The 852-nt window shown below is 78.1% G+C and carries 1 pseudogene; it reads left to right on the top strand.

The window, feature by feature from the left end:
* Nucleotides 1-85: 85 nt before the first annotated feature.
* Nucleotides 86-852, top strand: a pseudogene (locus tag MXD58_RS30460) (hypothetical protein); the annotation flags it as partial.

Here is an 852-nt window from a genome sequence, read left to right on the forward strand (position 1 = left end):
TCGTCGGCGACGGCATCGTCAACGCCCCTGCCCCGGCCTGGGACGGGACCGCGGGCGCGGGCGGCCGGCACCGAGGAAGTGGCCCGTGACGCCCACCGAGGGCAACAGCGGTCCGCGGCATCGGCGTGGCGGAACCGGGCCTGGCGGCGGACCACCCAGGCGCGGCCGCCGGGAGGAGCAGCCGTACTACGAGGCCCCGCCCCCCGAACGCTCCTACCCCGGTGGCGGCTACCTCGGCGACGACCACCTCGGCGAGGACCACCTCGGCGAGGACGAGGAGCCGCCGCCCGTCGGCGGCCCACCCCCCCGCGGCCCGGATCCCTATCGTGATCCGACATATCCCGATTCCGGCTATCCGGGCCCCTCTTATCGGGATCCGTCGCCGCCAAACGCCCCGTACCCGGGGCCGGCCCGCAGCGGCCCGGCGTACCCCGACCCGGCCTACCCGGGCCGCGCCTACCCGGACTCCAGGTATCCGGGCGCGGTAGGTCCCGAGGACGCCCACCAGGCATCCTCTTACCCGGATCCGTCTCAGGCGCAGTACCCCGCTTCGTTCCACCGGGACCCCGCGTACCCGGATCCGGGGCGCCCGGCGGCCGCCGACGGCGGGCCCCACCAGCGTCCCCCGCACCGGGAGCCGGGCCAGCCGGACGGCACCCGGCGCTCGCCGCGGCCCAGCCCCGCGGAGGATCCGTGGAACGCTCCCCGGGACGCGGCGGCGTACCGAGCAGGCCACCCGTATTCGGACGCCCCGCACGCGGAGGTCGCGGGAGCCACCCAGAAGCTGCCGGCCGCGCCGCGGCTGCCACCGCCCTCCGAGGGCGGTCCCGCGCCCACCGGCCGGGAGGCGGC

Source organism: Frankia sp. AgKG'84/4, assembly GCF_023242965.2.
In the GTDB taxonomy this organism is placed as follows: domain Bacteria; phylum Actinomycetota; class Actinomycetes; order Frankiales; family Frankiaceae; genus Frankia.